Annotated in this window: 16 protein-coding genes and 1 other RNA gene; 9 read left to right on the top strand and 8 right to left on the bottom strand. The window is 28.5% G+C overall.

Annotated elements, in window-relative coordinates:
* Positions 1–15: 15 nt before the first annotated feature.
* The 6 genes from dnaE to ssrS all read right to left on the bottom strand — a co-directional run bounded on the left by dnaE (position 16) and on the right by ssrS (position 7,289).
* Complete coding sequence (gene dnaE / locus GCL60_RS06980; RefSeq protein WP_161998114.1) at positions 16–3,672, bottom strand: DNA polymerase III subunit alpha; 3,657 nt, start codon at positions 3,670–3,672, stop codon at positions 16–18.
* A gap of 26 nt (positions 3,673–3,698) precedes the next feature.
* Positions 3,699–4,298, bottom strand: a complete 600-nt coding sequence (locus GCL60_RS06975; protein WP_161998113.1) for a DUF507 family protein — start codon at positions 4,296–4,298, stop codon at positions 3,699–3,701.
* A gap of 101 nt (positions 4,299–4,399) precedes the next feature.
* Positions 4,400–5,428, bottom strand: coding sequence for a tetratricopeptide repeat protein (locus GCL60_RS06970; protein ID WP_153419585.1), 1,029 nt, complete (start codon positions 5,426–5,428; stop codon positions 4,400–4,402).
* Positions 5,425–5,994 carry a 16S rRNA (guanine(966)-N(2))-methyltransferase RsmD gene (gene rsmD / locus GCL60_RS06965; protein ID WP_153419583.1) on the bottom strand — a complete coding sequence of 190 codons (570 nt, stop codon included), beginning with the start codon at positions 5,992–5,994 and terminating at the stop codon, positions 5,425–5,427. The genes GCL60_RS06970 and rsmD overlap by 4 nt, the downstream gene beginning before the upstream one ends.
* Positions 5,995–6,004: 10 nt before the next feature.
* Positions 6,005–6,889, bottom strand: coding sequence for an aminotransferase class IV (locus GCL60_RS06960; protein ID WP_161998112.1), 885 nt, complete (start codon positions 6,887–6,889; stop codon positions 6,005–6,007).
* Between the two features lie 210 nt (positions 6,890–7,099).
* Positions 7,100–7,289: non-coding RNA, 6S RNA (ssrS, locus tag GCL60_RS06955), on the bottom strand.
* A 174-nt stretch (positions 7,290–7,463) separates the two neighbouring features.
* Between ssrS and GCL60_RS06950 the strand changes: the two genes are divergently transcribed.
* Entirely contained in the window at positions 7,464–9,047 is a 1,584-nt protein-coding gene (locus tag GCL60_RS06950; RefSeq protein ID WP_153419579.1) for a sigma 54-interacting transcriptional regulator, read from the top strand.
* Between the two features lie 121 nt (positions 9,048–9,168).
* Complete coding sequence (locus GCL60_RS06945; protein ID WP_153419577.1) at positions 9,169–9,645, top strand: hypothetical protein; 477 nt, start codon at positions 9,169–9,171, stop codon at positions 9,643–9,645.
* Position 9,646: 1 nt separating this feature from the next.
* Here GCL60_RS06945 and GCL60_RS06940 read toward each other — a convergent pair whose 3' ends face one another.
* Positions 9,647–10,288 (bottom strand): hypothetical protein, encoded by a 642-nt coding sequence (locus GCL60_RS06940; protein ID WP_153419575.1) that lies wholly within the window; start codon positions 10,286–10,288, stop codon positions 9,647–9,649.
* Positions 10,289–10,563: 275 nt separating this feature from the next.
* Between GCL60_RS06940 and GCL60_RS06935 the strand changes: the two genes are divergently transcribed.
* The 7 genes from GCL60_RS06935 (at position 10,564) to GCL60_RS06905 (ending at position 18,352) form a co-directional block, all read left to right on the top strand.
* Positions 10,564–11,796: a hypothetical protein gene (locus tag GCL60_RS06935; protein WP_161998111.1), complete on the top strand. Its 1,233-nt coding sequence runs from the start codon at positions 10,564–10,566 to the stop codon at positions 11,794–11,796.
* Positions 11,797–12,024: 228 nt separating this feature from the next.
* Positions 12,025–12,561 carry a hypothetical protein gene (locus tag GCL60_RS06930; RefSeq protein WP_153419571.1) on the top strand — a complete coding sequence of 179 codons (537 nt, stop codon included), beginning with the start codon at positions 12,025–12,027 and terminating at the stop codon, positions 12,559–12,561.
* A gap of 274 nt (positions 12,562–12,835) precedes the next feature.
* Positions 12,836–13,552 carry a ribonuclease PH gene (gene rph / locus GCL60_RS06925; RefSeq protein ID WP_153419569.1) on the top strand — a complete coding sequence of 239 codons (717 nt, stop codon included), beginning with the start codon at positions 12,836–12,838 and terminating at the stop codon, positions 13,550–13,552.
* Between the two features lie 8 nt (positions 13,553–13,560).
* On the top strand, positions 13,561–14,931 hold the full coding sequence (locus GCL60_RS06920; RefSeq protein ID WP_153419567.1) for an ATP-dependent 6-phosphofructokinase: 1,371 nt from the start codon (positions 13,561–13,563) through the stop codon (positions 14,929–14,931).
* 50 nt (positions 14,932–14,981) lie between these two features.
* Entirely contained in the window at positions 14,982–17,036 is a 2,055-nt protein-coding gene (locus tag GCL60_RS06915) for a sensor histidine kinase (protein ID WP_153419565.1), read from the top strand.
* A 154-nt stretch (positions 17,037–17,190) separates the two neighbouring features.
* Positions 17,191–17,427 (top strand): DUF2795 domain-containing protein, encoded by a 237-nt coding sequence (locus GCL60_RS06910; RefSeq protein WP_153419563.1) that lies wholly within the window; start codon positions 17,191–17,193, stop codon positions 17,425–17,427.
* A 214-nt stretch (positions 17,428–17,641) separates the two neighbouring features.
* Positions 17,642–18,352, top strand: coding sequence for a PilZ domain-containing protein (locus GCL60_RS06905; protein WP_153419561.1), 711 nt, complete (start codon positions 17,642–17,644; stop codon positions 18,350–18,352).
* An 8-nt stretch (positions 18,353–18,360) separates the two neighbouring features.
* On the opposite strand, the gene GCL60_RS06900 is transcribed toward GCL60_RS06905, so the two are convergent.
* A complete protein-coding gene (locus tag GCL60_RS06900) occupies positions 18,361–19,713 on the bottom strand; it encodes a TldD/PmbA family protein (RefSeq protein ID WP_153419559.1) in 1,353 nt (450 codons plus the stop codon).
* Between the last annotated feature and the right edge of the window lie 14 nt (positions 19,714–19,727).

The following is a 19,727-nucleotide window of genomic DNA, read 5'->3' as shown; positions in this document are numbered from 1 at the left end:
TTTTGGTGGGTTTTTTTATATTTGCTGAATTGGTAGTTGATATAATCTTTCTACTTTTATCATACCAGGCCAAGTGTTTTCTATATCAAAAATAAAAGTATCTGTTGGTTTAATAAAATGATTTCCTAATTTTGCTTTTATTCTTAAATTTTGATCTTGAATTAAAATGTCCATAAATAAAGGAGTATTCCCTTTGTTTTTTTTGAGTATTTCTTCAAGTAATAATAAATTTTTAGTTTCTTTTAAAAAATCTTCATCTGTATTTAATATGATACGTTTTACCAGTTCAATTCTTTTATTTGAAATTCGATCAATACTTTGTACAATTCCTTTGACACTTCCTTCTTCTATACCCTTTTTAATTTTGCACTCAATTAGCAGAGCTTCTCCTATTTTAATAGGTTCTGTTAATGCTGTATATTGTTTGCTAAATAAAGTAACTTCTAATTCGCCATAGCCATCTTCAATTTTTAGAACTAAAAAAGGGTTTCCATCTTTATTCTTTTTTTCTAAAACCATAGATACAATGCCAGCTATTTTAATTGCTTTTCTTTTGTAATCAGGAACATTTTCTGGCTCTAAATAAAATGCAGTTTGATCAAGAGTAATTTCAGTAATTTCTTTTATATCTTCTCTTAGTAAATCAGCGGGATGTCCCGTCATATAAAAACCAAGTGTAGAAAATTCATGACTTAATTGTTCTTGATAATTCCAAGGTTTTGTTTCTTTTAATTGTACAGCAACCAAGTGGTTCAATATTTTATAGGAACAGCTTTCTGTTTTAATTAATGTAGGAATAGCTTTTGGACAAAACTCAAACTTATTTTTAGAATTTTTATTTGTTTTTAATTCTTTAATAGGTTCTTTTGTTTTTTCTGTTTTTAAAGGTGTTTGTTCAATTATACCAAATATATCATAGCCTGTGCTTTCGTCTCGTTCTGCCTCTTTGGCAATCGTTCGCATCCAGGAATCAGAGTTTGTTAATAATTCAGCACGATTTGAGGCGATGGAATCAAAGGCTCCTGCTTTAATTAAACTTTCCATTACTTTTTTATTTAATTTTCTTGCATCTAATCTGGCAATAAATTCGGGAACGGTAGAAAAAATACCACCTTTTTCGCGTTCAGAAACAATCATATTTATAATACCGGAGCCAAGTCCTTTTATGGCACCTAATCCAAATTGAATGACTTTATCTTCTGGAATGCTAAATTCAAATCGAGAATGATTTACAGAGGGAGGTAAAATTCTGATTTTCATGCGTTTACAGTCACGGACATACCCAACAATTTTATCTGTATTATCCAAGTCGCATGTCATAATTGCAGTCATAAATTCGGTTGGATAGTATGTTTTTAACCAAGCAGTTTGGTACGTTACCCAACCATAAGCGGCTGTATGACTTTTGTTAAAGCCATATTCAGCAAATTTTGCCATAAGATCGAATAAGTCGGCAGATTTTTGTGGATCATGTTTATTTTCAGTTGCTCCACTAACGAAACGGCTTTTTTGTCTTTCCATTTCATTTTTGTCTTTTTTACCCATGGCACGACGTAATAAATCAGCTTCACCAAGGCTATAATTTGCAAGTACGGCCGCAATTTTTTGGACTTGTTCCTGATAAACAATAACGCCATATGTATCACTTAATATAGGTTCTAATTCAGGAAATGGGTATTCAACTTGAGTTTCTCCATGTTTTCTTTTTACAAAGTCTTCAACCATCCCTGAACCTAGAGGTCCCGGTCTAAATAAAGCTAAAACAGCAATAATATCTGTAAAGCAAGTTGGTTTTAAATCGGCAATGAGTTTTCTCATGCCTGTGGACTCGAGCTGAAAAATTCCAGTAACATGAGCGGTGGAAATCATTTCATAAACTTTTTTATCTTCAAGTTCGATATATTCTATATCTAGTTTTGGATCTTTTTGTTTGTGAATAAGTTTTACAGCATTGTCTATAACAGTAAGAGTTTTTAAGCCTAAAAAGTCAAATTTTATAAGCCCAATTTTTTCTGCATATTTATTTTCAAATTGAGTTAATAATTGGCCTTCTGTTTCTAGCAAAGGACAGCGTTCGTCTAAAGCCCTATCCGAAATAATAACTCCCGCAGCATGAATACCTAGAGAGCTAAGAGTGCCTTCAACTTCAAGTGCACCTTCCCAAAGATTTTTTGCTCTTTCATCGGCTTCTATTCTTTGGCTAATTTTCTCTTCTTCTTTAATTGCTTGTTCTAAAGTAATACCAGGTGATTCTGGAATTAATTTTGCAAATTCATTGCTGTCATGAAAAGACCAGCCATTAATTCGAGCCAAGTTTTTTAAAGCATTTTTTGCCATCATTCGGCCAAAGGTAACAATTTGTGAGACAGCTCTGTTACCATATTTTTGATAAACATAATTTAATACTTCTGCTCGTCTATCTTGGCAAAAGTCTGTATCAATATCGGGCATAGAAATTCGATCGGGGTTTAAAAATCTTTCAAATAATAAATTAAATCGAATAGGATCAATATTTGTAATTCTTAATGCATAAGTAACAACACTGCCCGCTGCAGAACCACGCCCTGGACCAACCGGGATATTATTTTCTTTGGCCCAGTTGATAAAGTCCTGTACTATTAAAAAGTATCCAGAAAACTTCATTTTTAAAATAACTGATAATTCATAATCGAGACGTTTTTTGTAGTCTTCCCAAATTTCTTCTGAAAATTTATTTCCCATCCATAATGCAACAGCACTTTTTCTCAGTTCAAGGCCTTCTTTTGAAAGTCTGACAAGGCAATCATCTGAAGTCTCATGTTCAAATTGTCTGTAGTCAGGCATAAAAATACTTTTTGTATCTATTTTTACATGACACCGATCTGCAATTTTTTTTGTATTTACTATGGCTTCGGGGTAAGAGGAAAATTTATTTATCATTTCTTCAGCAGTAGCAAGATGAAATTCAATTTCATCAGGAATGCCTCTTACATCTGATTTTTGCAATTTATTTTTAATTGCAAGAAGTGACATATGTGTTTCTTTATCTTTTGGATATAAATAATGGACATCTGCAGAAGCAACAATTTCAATATTTAATTTTTTTGCAAGTGCGACAAGTTGATTTATTAAAAACTTTTGTTCTGGGATTCCATTATCAATAAGTTCTACAAAAGTATTATTAACACCAAAAACTAAGGCTAATTTTTCTAAGTATAAAGCTGCTTTGTCACTTTGTTCTAATAATATAAGCTTGGATAATTCACTTTTCATGCAACTTGTCAAACAAATAATACCTTCAGAATGTTTTTTTAATTCATCCCAAGAAACATTTGTTGAATCAGGAAATAGAGCATTTTTTCCTGAGGTATTAGCTATTGTACAGAGTTTTATTAAGTTTGAATATCCTAAATCATTTTCTGCTAGTAAAATTAAATGTGTTACTTGTTTTTTATCTTCTAAGAATACGGGCTCTACATTTATTTCGTATCCAATAATTCCATTTATTTTTTCAGATTGGCAGGCTAAGTAAAACTCAAGAACACCATGCATACCATCATGATCAGTTAGAGCCGCTGCTTTAGCGGCTCTTTTGCTGAGTTCTTTTACGAGTTTTTTAACTTTTATTGAGCCATCTAAGAGAGAATATTCCGAGTGAATATGAAGGTGAACGAACTCTTCTGTTAGCTGCACGATAGATTTTCTCTTATGTTTTTAAGTTAGCCACCCATTGAAGGAGATTCGTCGGAAGATTTTTGATTGGCAATGCGTTGGCGAACTTCATTATAGCACTTATCATAAGCTATGCACCAAGCATGGCTGTATGGTTCTTCTCCACTTTTCTTATTAACGATTTTTTCAACAGCTTCAATGATACGATCGTCTTCTAGACGGAAACGATGGATAGCACGGGCAATGCAATTTTGCACTTTCATGTCTTCGCTAAAGAAATCAAGGCTGTCGATCTTCCATATTGCTTTTAAAACTTTTTCAGCTAGGGAGTCGGCACGTTCTGGATCATCTCCAAGAATGACTCTTTTTGATTTTGCTAAACGAATTTTTACTTCGTCTACAAGATTTTCATAGCTTTTGCCTGATGATTTTGCGATTTGGCTTTGTTGTTGAACTAGGCGCTCTGCTTCGCGAGATAGTCTGTCTTCTGTTCTGGAGTCGTCTTCAAGAACATTTGTGATTTGTTCAATCACTTTTTCTTCAATTCGTTCTTCGGTATCATAGTCAAGTTCGATATGACCAGAACACTTTAGCACTTTAAATACACGCTCTGCGAGACGTTCGAGTTGTTCTGATGAGAGTTTCATCGTTTGATACCTTTCTTTCATTTGGTTTATTTTGTGACAAATAATCTTCAACCCTTGAAGGGTTCATGCGCTTATTATAGTTATCTAATCTGAAACAAGCGTCAATCAGATTTCTTACTTGAGTCGAAGTTTTTAGCTTGCAGCTGTTCTAAAGAAGCCTGTGCTTGTTTGCTTTCCATTTCAAAGTTTTTATCATCAGAACTGATTTCTATGAATTTTTTGTAGTAAAAAGCAGCTTTTTTAGGGTCATGGTTTGTATAAATTTTGCCTAATAGAAAAAGAGTTTCAGGGTAATCGGGTTCAGAAGAGTACGCTTTTTCAAGTTTGCCTCTTGCTTGAATCGTATTGTTTGTTTTGAGGTCGCATTTGGCGGAATCGGTTAAGGTTGGTGCTAGGAAAGGTCTTGATTTTAATACTATATCAAATATTTTTTGTGCTTTATTGCAATCATTAATCCCGGCATAGGCATTGCCAAGAACATTTAATAATAGAATTTTTTCTGTTTCTGCTGTTGTCTGGTCGCGGCTTACAATTTTGTATTCTGATTTTTCAAATTCTTGCATTTCTTTTATTGCTTTTGTAAAGCGCTCTTTTTTTACATCTATACTAGTCATAATTAGCATTAGCTGAAGATCTAGTGGGTTTTTATCATAACTCTTTTTAATTAGATTTTCAGCTTGATCATAATTTCCAATTTTAAGATAAACCCAACTTAAGGATTTAATCGTTCTAAGATCATTTGGATTCAAATTTAAAGCATATTGATAAGCTTTAATTGATTCTTTTTCAAAACCAATACCTCTATTTGCTTCGCCTAAAAAGTAATAAAGCTCAGAATCTTTAGGATAATTAGGGGCAACATCATTTAATAAAGCAACGGCTTCTTTATACTTGCTAATTTTTACAAGGACCAATCCTAGGTTTCTTTTTGCTGTATTTGAGTCAGGTTCTTGCTTTAATGCGAGTTTATACTGCTCTGCTGATTTTGCAAAATCACCTTTTTCTGCGTATTTATTGCCTGAAATAATATAATTTATACTATTTGAAGAATTCGAAGGAGTGCTGCAACCACTTAAAGTTGCGATTGAAAAAGATAATGATATTATTGTTAAAATAAAGTTTTTTTTCATTCAGTTTGTCCTCTCCGCCAAATTTCAATTTTGGTTTTTCCATAAATTCGCTCATCGTCTTTAGTCCAACTCTGAGAATTGGATTGTAATTGAATTTTTGAATTTGTGGGCATTTCAAAAATGACAGTGCAAAATTGATTGCAAATATTAGATTGCTCAATTTCCATAAGTGCATTTTCATACCAATTTGAAAGATAAGGAGGATCAATAAAAATAATATCAATTTTAAAATCGAAATTACTGGAGTTTAAAAATTTGGAAGCATCTTGTTTAAATAATAAATAATCATTCGAATTTATTTTTAAATTATCAAGATTAAACTGAATATTTTTGGAAGCATTTATGTTATTTTCGACAAAAATAGCTTTATTGGCTCCTCTGCTTAAGCATTCAATCCCTAAAGAGCCGCTTCCTGCAAAAAGATCTAATACGTTTGCATTAGGTATTTCGTTTGAAATGATATTAAAAATACTTTCTTTCACTCTGTCTGATGTTGGTCTTGTAACATCATTTCCTGGTAAGGTATTTAAAAGTCGGCGTTTGTATTGCCCAGCAATTACTCTCATTATTTGTGCCTTAGGATTCTTCACTTTGAAGGGCTAAATTTAGCTTTTCAAAGAAATATTTATAAGATTGGATGTCAAAATGATTATCATCAATTTGATTGATAGGAAGAATTCCACGAATTGATGAAATAATACCGCATCCTTTAACAGTGGATATATTTGTACGATTTAATTCGCTCCAGTCAAATGATATTTTCATTTTTTTTAATCCAGAGATAAGTCTACTTAAGGTAACTCCAGCAAGACAGGATCCATTAAATGCAATAGATCTTACTATTAAATCTTCATTAAACCATATAAAGTTTGATGTTGTAGATTCTGTTATTATATTATTTGAATTATAAAATAATGCATCATTGAATCCTTCTAATCTAGACTTTTCTATAGAAATTAAATTATATAAATAAGAACAGCTTTTTATTTCGATAAGAGCTGGCGATCTTAGATCAGGAATAGATTTCAATGAAATTCCATTTGTATAATTATCTTTAGTTGGTCCTGTTACATTGCGACAAATAATGATAATATTAGGTTTTGGTAACAATTCATTTTCTTTTTTAATAAAAAGATCAAAAGAATTACCACCAGTAATGATAATTCTTAATTGTGCTTTTTCATTTATAACACCTGATTTTTTTATATTTTCTTTAACAGCTTCAGAGGCCCATTCAAAAAGTATTTCTTCATTAGGAATTTGAATAAATGCTTCATGGCAACTAAATTTCATGCGTTCAAAATGATAATCCCAGCTAATTATATTTCCATTTTTAATAAGTAATGTTTCAAAAATAGAATGTCCAAATAAAAAACCTCTATCGGATAAAGATATTTTTGCCTCATTTAGATCCGTTATTTGCCCATTAATATTTGCAATTCCAGAATATTCGTTATTCATGAGAGTCTCCTTTTGTAAATCCATAGTTACAAAACTTAAAATTTGTAAGGATCCTTTTTTAGTCGAGGGGATATTAAGTGAACATAACAATGAAATCGAGTTATTTTTTTAGGCAGATTTTTGAAAAGTATAAAATTAAATTTTTATTTGTAATTTTTAATATAAAATAAATGTTTTGATGGAAATAAAAAGATATTTTAGAGGAATAAAAAAACACCTCAAGTACTTTTTTATGATAGGAGAAACCCACTTCCTAAAAAGTGGATGCTTCGTGATTTCTCTTTAGGCTTCCCTCAATCGTACTTGGCCGGAGGGCGTGCGCACCAAAAAACCTTTAGCTTCCTAATACATTAATTGTAGGTTCTGCCATATTATTTAACAAAAACTACTCGAGGCTAAGGCAATTATGCAAATAAAATGATTTTGCGTCAAGTCAATTTTTCCTTTTTTTTAACGACTTTTTATTTTGCATTTAACAAAACTGTTTATTTTTTTTTCAAATTGATTAAAGTTTTTTCATTTTTCTCCGAAATGAATGAGTTGTAAAATAAGACCTCATTTTGGGGGATACTAAGTGGCTGAAGAGATTGAATTCAATTTCGATCATTTCGAAAACCTTAATATTGTTAAGAGATTAAAGCAAATTATTGGAAGTTGGTGGAATATCCAATTAAATTTTACAGATGAAAAAGGATTTTTAAGAGGAGTCCCTCAGGGTAGATTTTTTAATCCAAAAAACCCAATATGCAAATTAATAACAGAAAATAATGAGTCTTTTAAAGACTGTGTAAATGTTGCTAGAGTAACAACAATTGAATCTGAAGAAGCAAATGAACAATTAATTTCAACATGTCATGCAGGTTTCTCTACTATTTCATTACCATTAAAATTAGGTGACAAATATTTAGGATGTATTTTTGCTGATGGATTTATAATTGAAGAGACTGTTGAAGAACAAAAAAGTAAATTACGTAACTATTTAAAAAAATCATTTATAAAGGAATCAACTGAATTAGAGTCTTATATTAATGAATTACCTGTTTTATCTATGAAAGAAGTTAAATATTTAGAAGAGTTATTGCAAGTCGTTCTAGATGAAATTATACAGCTAAGAAAATCAATTTTAGATAATAAAGATGAAATAAATGCTATATCATCTAGCCTAAAAAAAGATTGGAACTTTAATAATATTGTTGGAAAAAGTTCTGCTATGCAAGAAGTGTTTAAGCTATTATCTAAAATAAGTGAAAGCGAAGCAACTATTTTAATAACGGGAGAAAATGGTACTGGTAAAGAAGGAATTGCTAAAGCAATTCATGTAAATTCAAAAAGAAAATCTAAAAATTTTATTATTCAAAATTGTGGTGCCATAAATGATAACTTATTAGAAACAGAATTATTTGGTCATGTTAAAGGTTCATTTACCAATGCAATAAAAGATAAAAAAGGTTTATTTGAGTTAGCAGATAAGGGCACACTTTTTTTAGATGAAATAGGTGATACTTCTACAACAATGCAAGTTAAATTATTGCGAATTTTGCAAGAAGGTACTTTTATTCCTGTTGGAGGAACAGAGCAAAAACAAGTAGATGTTAGAATTTTAGCAGCAACAAATAAAAATTTAGAGCTCATGGTAAAAAATGGAACTTTTCGTGAAGATCTTTATTATCGATTAAATGTAATTAATGTTAAATTGCCTTCATTAAAAGAAAGAATTGAAGATATTCCTCTTTTGATAAAAAAATTTTTAGATAACTATAGTAAATTAAATAATACGAAAGTTAAAAAAATTTCATCAGGATGTTTATATCGAATGGAAAAATATGCTTGGCCTGGTAATGTAAGAGAATTAGAAAATGAAGTAGAAAGGCTTTGTGTTTTGTCAGGAGAAAATGAAGAAATTAGTGATGATTTACTTTCAGAAAGAATTTTTGGAATTCAAGATAAAGAGGAAAAATTTAAAGGAATTAATAAAGAAGGGAATTTAAAAGTAGCTATAGAACAGCTAGAAAAAGAAATGATATTTGCTAATTTAGAAAAGGAAAATTGGAATAAAAGCAAAGCTGCAATTAAGCTTGGAATAAGTAGGGCAAGTTTAATTATGAAATGTGAAAAATATCAATTAGACAAAAAATCCAAAAAATTAAATACAGAATAGAATGATTCTCCATAAGTGTTTCATCTATTAATTGAAAAAAAATAAAAAATTTGATAAAGCTATTTAATTGGTTTTTAAAGTTAATAAAAATCAATTAAATGGATTAATATTAGGAATTGTCATGAAAATATATATTATTATTTTAATTAATATTTTATTCTTTTCTATAAAGGTATATTCTAATAGTTTAAATTCTTTAGAAATGTTTTTACCCAAGGATAATATCGAATATGAAGATCATACAGAATCTGATCTACCTGTTAAATCTAGATATGAAAAAATAGAGGGGGATTTGAATATTTTTCCTTCAAAAAATTATTTAAAAAATAAAAAACAACCTAATTATAACTATGAGCAAAATATTTCTAATCAATGTGATTTTCCTTCATATAATTACAATAATTCTATAAAAATTAAAGAAGGAAAAGATTATAAAATATCTATTAATACTTTTATTGGTCGAAATAATGGTTATTCTTTTGAAAATAATAATATTGAAAAAAACTCAAATATAAATAATAATTATAATAAAAATAATATTTATAAGTCAGATAATACTATTGGAATTTGTCCGCCAATACATCCACAAATAAGGTAATTTAAATTAGATCGTTTTCTAATGTATACTTAATAGCATATATTTCATTTTTGTTTAAATTAAATCTTTTCTTAGAGTTTAATTCATGATTGTAAGCTTCTTTTTCAGCCATATAAGATCCATATCCTAAATTACCATAATTTAATTTAAATGAATTAGGAATAAAATTTGCTATAAATTTCTCGGGAATTGTTTTAAGAGAATATAAATAATTTAATATTTCAATTTCTAAAAAGGATTGTTTTCCATGAATTTCGATTTCATGAGCCAAAGTTGAGCCTAGAATTCCCCAGCTTTCAAAAGCCATTTTTCCAATTAAAACTTCCTTATTTTTTGAAAAAGCATTCCCTAAAGTAAGTCCCCTGTAAGGTAACTCATCATTGAATATGGGGTATTCTATATTTTCATCTATATCTATGGAAAAAAGTGCCATAGCAAGGTCTATATTTTCATTTGAAACTTCAGGCACATCATTAGGATAAATAACTGAAATATCAGCCATATTTTTTTGTAGTAGAGCGTATTTTCTTCTTTCTTGAAAACTTAAAAATACACAATAAAATAATGAAGTTATAAAAAATAAAGGAATAAATAAATTCATTAATGATATGTTACTAATGTGTTTTTTAATTGAAAAATTCATTATTTAGCTCACTTTTTTGGAAAATAGAGAGAAATAACATGAAGTGTTATTCTTAATTTTGTATAAGAAAGATCCGTGCCAATTTTTAAAAATAAATTAATATCATTGTGTTAGGGTAATTTTGAAATTTTAAAAGTCTGTATCTGAAATAATTTGTCAATAATATAAACAAATTTATCTGATTGTGTATATATAATACACAATTGATTTTTTATTAATTAAATGAAAGATATTTTATGGTTATAAGATATATTTTTAAAGTGTTTATAATATTCATGTTTTTATTGATGAATTTTAAAGTCTTTAGTAACCAAAATTCAACAAAAATACTAGATGATACCATTTTATTATATGAAAAAAATGAAAATAATTTAAATACGGAACAAATAGAAAAAAATTTGATTGATTTAAAGGAGTCTATTCAGCTTGATTTGAGAATAGGTAATGCAGAAACACCAATAAATAATTATTTATTTTTAAATGGCATAATTAAAGATGATATTTATTCATTACAATCTTTATTATCTCAAAATGAAAAAAAAGAGCTTCCTAATGAAATATCTAAACATATTAATTTTTCTATCGCTAAAAAATTAGCATTAGGTTTAAAAGAAAATAGAACTGCTTTAAAAACTAAAATTATTATTGAGAGAATGCAAAATAAAGAAGATTGTTTATTATATATCAATGGATCTCAATACAAAAATGTAAATTTATTTTATACTCCCTCGGGAATTCCAATTTACCTGGGGCTATACTGCAAAGATGAGAGTTTTGAAATTCAAAAAATTCACCCGTCTGAGTCTCAAGAAGTATTAAAAGTCTATTTTAATCAATTTCAAATTAAACAAAAAATACCAATAACTCTTCCAAACCCATACAAAGCCAAAGAAAATAATTATGATATACAACCATTAAAGAAAGAGGAAAAAAAACAAGACAAGATATTAAAAGAGGACTCTTCTAATTCTAATAGTAATGAGAATAATTTTCAAATACGGACGGGGGTTGGTTATTTAAAATCATTTGGTAATTTATCAAATGATCAATTGAATAATTTAAACTTGCCTCAAAATAGTTTTTTATATTCATCTACTTCCTTTAAGTATAAGTTTATAATATTAAATTTTGATTATGCAAATGTTAATAAAATGGAAACAGTAGAAATAGTTTATAACATCCCATATTCACAAAATAATATAAAAAATGAAGAAAAATTTAAAGATACTGGATATTTTATAAGATCTGGGTTAGGAGTGCATCTGCAAATTTTTAAATTTACCGAAAATTTGGATTTAGAAACTAACCTTCTTTCAAATTTTGTTTACTTAAAAGGTAAATATCAGGAATCAAATAAATATGGAGTTGGAATACAAACATTCATAGGGCCTGTCTATAAAATAGATTACGGTTTTTTATTTGATTTAAAATTAGGATTAGGATATATATTTGGTAAATTAAATGGATTGCAAATAGATTCAAAAATTAGTTTTGGATATTCGTTTTGATTGCTTTATTTAGCAATTATATGTTCATTTTTTATGATTTATTTTCATAAGAAATAAATAGGGAGGTAGCTAACTGATAAACGTGCTCGTTTCAGGTGCAAAAGGCTAAAAAGCATATGGAGTTTGATCCTCCTATTTCGTACCAAAAATATTTATATAATAAATTAAAATGAGCCTCTAATAGAAATTAATTATTTTAAATCAAAAAAAAATAAATAAGGATATATTATGAAAAAAATGATACCTTTTTTTGTATTTACATTATTATGTTTTGTAGGATGTGGCAAATCTTCTAATGAAAGTGTTAACCAAAATAAAAACTCAAGTGATGTTAAAGATGAAATTGTTGTAGACTCTGAGTTTTTAATATATCTTAAAAATCTAAAAGAAAAATTATTAAAACTAAATATTAATCCTTCACAAATTGAAAAAATAAATAATGTAAGTCTTATTTTACATAAGAACGATTCATCAAATGAAGTAAATAGTTTTTCACGTGACTCTTCAAAAGATATTTTGGGTGTATGTAAAAAAAATACCTTAAATAATGAAGTAACCTCAAGGAAAATTTTTATTGATAGAAGCAAATGGGAATTATTAGATGAAGAAAAAAGACTAAATTTAATTGCACATGAATTAGGTCATTGCGCATGGAATTTAAAGCATTTGGATACAAATAACCAAATTATGAGTCCACATGTAACTGATTTAAGTGAAAACGAATGGGCCTATTTTGCGCAACAAATAAAAGAATCAAATTCTTAGAAATGATATAAATCTTTTCTTTTTGATATTTTTCTATCTTAAAAAAGTAAATTCAAATGACTCTTATGATATAATGAAAGAAATCTAAAATTTTTTAAAGTTTTTTTTTATATATACAAAAGGATTTTAATCTCTTCCCTCCTCCCCAGATAAAATAATTTAAAATTTTTATCAGTTATTCTTTCCCTCTTTGCATAAATTTTTTAAGGTATAACTTTTAAAGGGCTTTTCATCAAAGATCGGGCTCTGATTCTTATTATAATAGAGGTAATTTATGTCATTACGTTCACATGGTCGTACAGCTTCTCAGCCAAGAGCAATTAAAATTACGCCTAAATATTTAAAAAATCCTATGGGTTCTGTCTTAATTGAATACGGCGAAACTAAGGTTTTGTGTTCGGCAAGTGTTGAAGATTCCGTACCAAATTGGATGCGTGGAACAAGAGGACAAGGTTGGGTGACAGCAGAATATTCTTTATTACCTGCATCTACTCAAGATCGTTCGCGTCGCGAACGCCAACATCTTTCTGGTCGTACTCAAGAAATCCAAAGACTAATTGGCCGTTCTTTACGCTCCATTGTCGATATGAAATTATTAGGTGAAAGAACAATTATTATTGATTGTGATGTCATTCAAGCCGATGGAGGAACAAGAACTGCTTCTGTTACTGGTGGTTATGTTGCGTTAAAACTAGCAATTGAGGCTTTGATAAAACAAAACAAAATCAGAAATAATCCATTAAGAGACGCAGTTGCTGCTATTTCTTTAGGGCTTTTTGAAGACCAAATTTTTGTGGATCTAGATTATCAAGAAGATCAAAAAGCTGATGTTGATCTCAATGTTGTAATGACAGCGAGTGGACAACTTCTTGAAATCCAAGGGACAGCAGAAAAACGTCCTTATACTCGCGAACAACTTAACAAGATGTTAGATCTGGCTTCCGATGCTTTAAAAGAAGTATTTGATGAACAGAATGCTGCATTTGCTTGAGGTTAAAAATGAGTTATACCATTGAAATTAAACCAGAAACGTTTATGGTCGAAAGTTTAACACAATCTTTTGGCCAAGCGCATATTCCCTCACCTTTAAGAGTCTCTTTTCAAACAGAGAATTTTATTGAAGATGGGAAGGATAGAATTTTGGTTGATATTTCTTTGGAAGGATTGCTAAAAGCCTCTCGTCCAGATAATGGTAAAATTCTTTTTCAACCTTCAACTTTTGAATTGGCTGGTCCTAGAGAAAAAATATTTTGGAACCCAGATAATTTAAAAGTAGCTATTGTTACATGTGGTGGTCTTGCACCTGGTTTAAACAATGTTGTTCAAAATTTAGTTACCTTTCTTTCTGATCGTTACAGAGTAAAAAATATTTATGGTGTTCCTTTTGGATACCAGGGATTTACACATGACCCTTTAACAAAACGATTTGCATTTGGGTGGAGACGTTTAGACTCTCTTTCGGTTCAAAATATTGATTTTGAAGGTGGGAGTGTTTTAGGTACTGGTAGAGGTCACTCTAATCCTATCTCTATTGTCGATGCTCTTATGTTAAGAGACATAAATATTCTTTTTACAATTGGTGGCGATGGCACTTTAGCGGGTGCAAATGCAATTCACGAAGAAATTAAAAGAAGAAAAGTTCCTATAGCATTAATAGGAATTCCAAAAACGATTGATAATGATGTTTTATGGGTAAGCAAAACGTTTGGTTTTGAATCCGCTGTTGGTAAAGCTGTTGAGGCTTTGCGTTGTGCCCAAACAGAGGCTAGGTCTGCTTTTCATGGCATAGGCTTGGTTAAAATTATGGGTCGTAATAGCGGTGCTTTAACTGCTACAGCTGCTGTAGCTATGAATGATATTGATTTTGTACTTGTTCCAGAAGTTCCTATACGTCTAGATGGTCAAAATGGATTATTAAACGCTATTGTGCGCAAAGTAATTGATAAGGGTTATATTACAATTGCCGTAGCTGAGGGTGCTGGGCAAGATCTCTTCCCTCCTTCAGAGATTGAAAAAGATGCAAGTGGCAATGTTAAGTTAAAAGACATTGGAAAATTTCTTCAAAAAGTAATTACCGACGAATTTAAATCTAGAAACATTGAAACAACTTTAAAATATATTGATCCAAGTTATATGTTACGTTCGCAAACGACTTCTGCTGATGACTCCGTTTTTTGTGCTAAACTTGGTCAAAATGCTGTTCATGCTGCTATGGCAGGAAAAACAGGATGTATGATAGGATATGCACATGAACGCTTTACCCATGTTCCTTTAGCAGCTGTTGCTCTCGGCAAAAAACATTTAGATGTGAATGAGCCTTTATGGCTTTCTGTTTTAGCAGCAACAGGTCAGCCTTTTCAATGGAAATAAGTAATAATTATTAGGTTAAGCGTTAAAGATTAGGGAGCTTATTTTTTTGAATGGCTGTCAATTCTAAAACGCTTAAAAGCTATTTTGTACGCATTCTAATTTTTTCTTTGTTTATTCCATTAATTATATCAGTGACATTGCTTTGGACTTTTGTTTCTAATACAAATGAAAAAATAAAAATTGCAAATAATCAATTAAAAAGAACTTATGATTTAGAAATAACAGACTCATTACATAAATTTCAATCTATTTTAAATATTTTTGCTCAATCTGAAGAATTAAAATTTTACTTTAATTCAACAATTGATTCAGAAATAAGAAATAAAGATAATTTAATTAAAGTAATTCAGCTTGTTTTAAAGGATTTTAAATTTCAAGAAACAAAATGGTTTGTAATTAATTCCCGTGGTATTGTTATTATTAATTATCCTCAAAACTCAATAAAAACTAAATTATCTAAAGAATTTGATAAAAATATAGGCGTAACTTTAGATAATATAAATAACTCTATTCAATTTATTGTTCCTATTTCTTATAAATTATCAAATGATTCAAATATTGTAAAAAAAAACTTAGGATATATTTGTGTACTTATTCCATTAGATGAAATTAAAAAAGTTTTTCCAGACTTAGTTTCAATTGACAAAATTTCTAAAGATTTAGATATTAAAAAACTTCAAACAAAAGTCAAAATTGAGTATCAAATTGCTAACAATATTTTAATATTTTATTTATATATTTTTATTTCTTTTTTATTTGTACTATTTGGAACAATATGGGGGTTTAAAATATTCCAACAAAATATTGTGGATAAAATTTTGTCTCTAAGAGCAAGAGTTCGAAATGAAATGGAGTATATTGAAAAAAAAGAATTAAAAAATGAGTTATCTTCTTTATCACAAACATTTGATCTTTACTTAAGATATACATTATTTTTACAAAAAGAAATTTTAAAAAGTTCTCAATTAGCGGCTGCTGGTAATGTAGCTCATTATATGGCACATGATATTCGCAAACCATTTTCAAAGTTAAGGTTTTTTATTCAAGAGTTAAAAAATTTAAAAGATATATCTGAAATTAAATTAGCTATTCAAGACTTTGAGCCTACATTTATAATTTCAATGGAATATATTGAGCATATTTTAAATGAAGTCATGGATGCTGCAGTTACAAAACTTAATATTACTAAAGGAGTTCCTTTAGAGAGTGTCCTTATAATGGCATTTAATAATATAGGGACATTGCCAGAAAATACTAAAATTAAGATTGATTACAATTTGTCTGATCACTTACTTTTATCAATTGATGTTCAACGAGTTGTAAGAATTATTGTTAATATTATTTCAAATGCATTAGAGGCTATGAAATATATAGGTGATATATGGATCTTTTCTAAAGAAATAACTTTTGAAGATAATATATTTATGGAAATTTGCATTGGAAACAATAATTCTTATATAAGTGAAGATAATATTGAAAATATTTTTGAGCCTTTTTATACATATAAAAAAGAAAAAGGAACGGGATTAGGTTTATCAATAGCTCAAAAAATTGTTAAATTACATGGTGGAAAAATTTATTGTAAATCTCATTTAAATAAAGGGGTAGAATTTATATTTAATTTACCAGCTTTGATTGGAACTTATGATAAATCAAACTTCCAATTAGTAAAAAATTTAAATGGAAAAAAAATAGAGTTGTCAAAAATGAAAAATGACAATAAAATAAATTTATTAACAGAAAAGACTATAATAGTACTTGATGATGATCCTTTAGTTTGTAGAAGTTGGGAGAGAGCATTTAAATCAAGAAATACAGTTACTTTTTTGAATCCAGATGATTGTATTTATTTTATGGATGAAAACAAAAATCATTTGGATAAAATTGAGATGATAATTTCAGATTATTTTTTTGGAAAAAATTCTAGGACTACATTTGAGAATTTTATTGAAAAAGTGAGAAAAAAATATAGTGGAAAAATTTTTCTTTCTAGTGACATTACTTTAGAAGAAAAAAAATTATTTAATCAACTTAATATTATCATTATTGAAAAGAGAGTTTATTCATACGAAGAGTTATTAAATTTATTAAAATTAAACTCATAATATTTTATGATTAATATAGTAAATTAACATTTAATTTACTATATATAATTGCTTGACTTTTATTAAGTAATTATATATTAATTAATGTCGATCGACAATGTTATCTTAATTTGAAATCTTTCAATTACAAAAAAATTTAAGGAGAAATCCTACTATGACAAGTGAATCATGTAGTGTGAAAACCACTGAAAAAGACGCAACTCAAGATAAAAATAATATTGAAAAAATAGAGAAATATTTAAAAGGAAATATTTATCCTAGTGAAAAAAAACATTTAATAGAATGTGCTAATAAAAATACAGCACCAAAATATTTTTTAGATGATTTAAATAAATTAAAAGATAAAAAATATGAAAATAATTCTGAAATTATGAAAGAAATTTATAATTAATATCTTTCATAATTTAACTGATATTTCTGTTAATTAATAGAAATATCATTTTTTAGTATTAAAAGTATATTTTTAATACACATTATCTTTTTCTTGCCATAATTCAGTGTTTTGTTAAATAATCAAAGTCAAAATTTTGTATCTCTTTTAATGATAATTTTCATCAGGACGATAAATACCTAGATATAAGAAATTTTATCTTTGAAAGAGAATTATGGCCGCTGAAAGTGTTAAAAATTTTAATGATGAAAAGCCATTTGGAAAACTAAGTGTTGTTATTGCTGATGATCAATCCATGAAAGCCCGTATTATGGCTGATTATCTAAAGATTTCTGGTTTTTTAATAACAATTGCAAGTTCTATTGATGAAATGAGAAGAGCTTTAGATCTTGAAAAAATTGATGTTGTTATTATGAATTATCATTTTAAAAATGGTCGTGGATTATCAGATATCAAAAATGCTAAAAATAAAAGTAAAAATGCAAAAGTTAAATTTATTGTGATTGGATCAAAAGATGATGAACACGCTAAAGAAAATTCATATAGAAATCAATGTGATATATTTCTAGTAAACCCATTTCCTTGGGCTGAGCTGATTCAAGATATTAAAAAACTTTCAAAACAAGAATATCGTAAATCAGAAAGAATGAAATGTCATATTGCTTTTAAAGTTACAAAAGAAAATCAAATATTTGAATCAACAGCGATAGATATATCAACTGATGGCGTTTTTTTACTGGATAAGGAAAAGCTCATTAATCCCATTGTAGGATTAGATATATTTTTAGAATTCACCTTACCAAGATCAAAAGAGCTTTTAAAGTGTTATGGTAAAGTTGTGCGTGTTAATGATAAAGGGTTTGCTCTTCAATTTCAAAATTTATCAGATTTTGATAAAAGAAAAATTAAAACGGGTGTATTATGAATGCTATTTTATCCATTTCCTGTAATAGATAATTCTTTAATCCATACATTAGAACATACTCCGCTTGCTGTTACTTCTTCATTGTTATCAACGTAACAAATATCTTTTAGTAAAGTTAAAAAATCACCGGCAACTGTTGCGGATTCAATACTTTGTTTTTCTTCATTGTTTAGCAAAAAACCATCAAATGGAAGAGAAAAGGAACCTTGTAAAGCATTTACTCCAGCATGGAGAGATTTTACAGCTTCGATAAAAATAGTATTTTTTTCATTATTTAAATCGAAAGAAGCAGAGTGTGTACTTGCTCCAGTCACATGCAAAAAATGCGGAGAAACAGTGGTTTTAGATCCTATATTTCCATTTCCAGTAGATTTTGTTTTAAATTTTTTGGCCGTAAAACTGCTATGAAGTAATGACTTTAAAACTCCATTTTTAATAATTTCCGTATTTTGAGTTTTTGTTCCTTCTTCGTCAAAGTGAGATTTTGAAGGATTTTTATCATGTAAAGGCGAATCATAAAGATTGAATAAGGGAGAAGCAACAATTGTATTTAATGTTTCAATTGTAGAAAGACTTTTTTTATCTAAAATATTTTGTGCATTAATAAAATTTGCAAAAGCATTAAAAAGATCTAAAAAAGCTTCTGGTGAAAATATAACTTTATATTTACCAGATTTAATTCCTTTATAATTTAAATGATTTCTTGTTTTTAATATTGCTTTTTCAGCACATTCTTCCACATTTAAATTTTGAAATCCATTTACAATAGAAAGAAAACCAGCTTCTCTTGCAATTTTACCCTCTTCTTGTGCAAGAGGATAAAAGTAACAGTAAGAAATATTTTTATCTTCGGATTTAAATGCTCCTAAACTATTAAAATAAAACTTCTTAGAAATAGATTCAGAAACTTTATTATAAGGAACACTTTTAAACACAGAAGAATTTTCTAATATTTTAGTTTCGGCTTGTACTGTTTTTTCAACAAGTTCACCCATAGAAGTCATATTTGTATAATTTTGTTGGATATGTATATTTTGTGAGCTATTTAAACAGTCATCGCTAAAATCATAATTATTTTCTCTTGATGTAAATTCAGCGGAGGAGTGTGCTAATATTAAAGCATCTGTTAAGCCTGCATAAGTTAAGTTAGAAGTTGTTGTTACTCCCACTTGATGATTTCTATTCCAAACACGAATGAGCATATTCGATTTGCTTGATGAGTTTAAACCAAATGGTTTTTTATTTTTCGAGCTTGCAGAGCTTTCTTCTTTTGTTGAACCATAGACATCATATTGTTGAATTCCAAGAGATCTTGCGATTGAATCTATATCTGATTTTAATTGTTCTATATTTAATGACATAATTAATAAATCCT

The organism is Silvanigrella paludirubra (genome assembly GCF_009208775.1).
Taxonomy (GTDB): domain Bacteria; phylum Bdellovibrionota_B; class Oligoflexia; order Silvanigrellales; family Silvanigrellaceae; genus Silvanigrella; species Silvanigrella paludirubra.
Note: the sequence above shows the minus strand (reverse complement) of the source record. Positions and strands in the feature narration are given on the sequence as shown.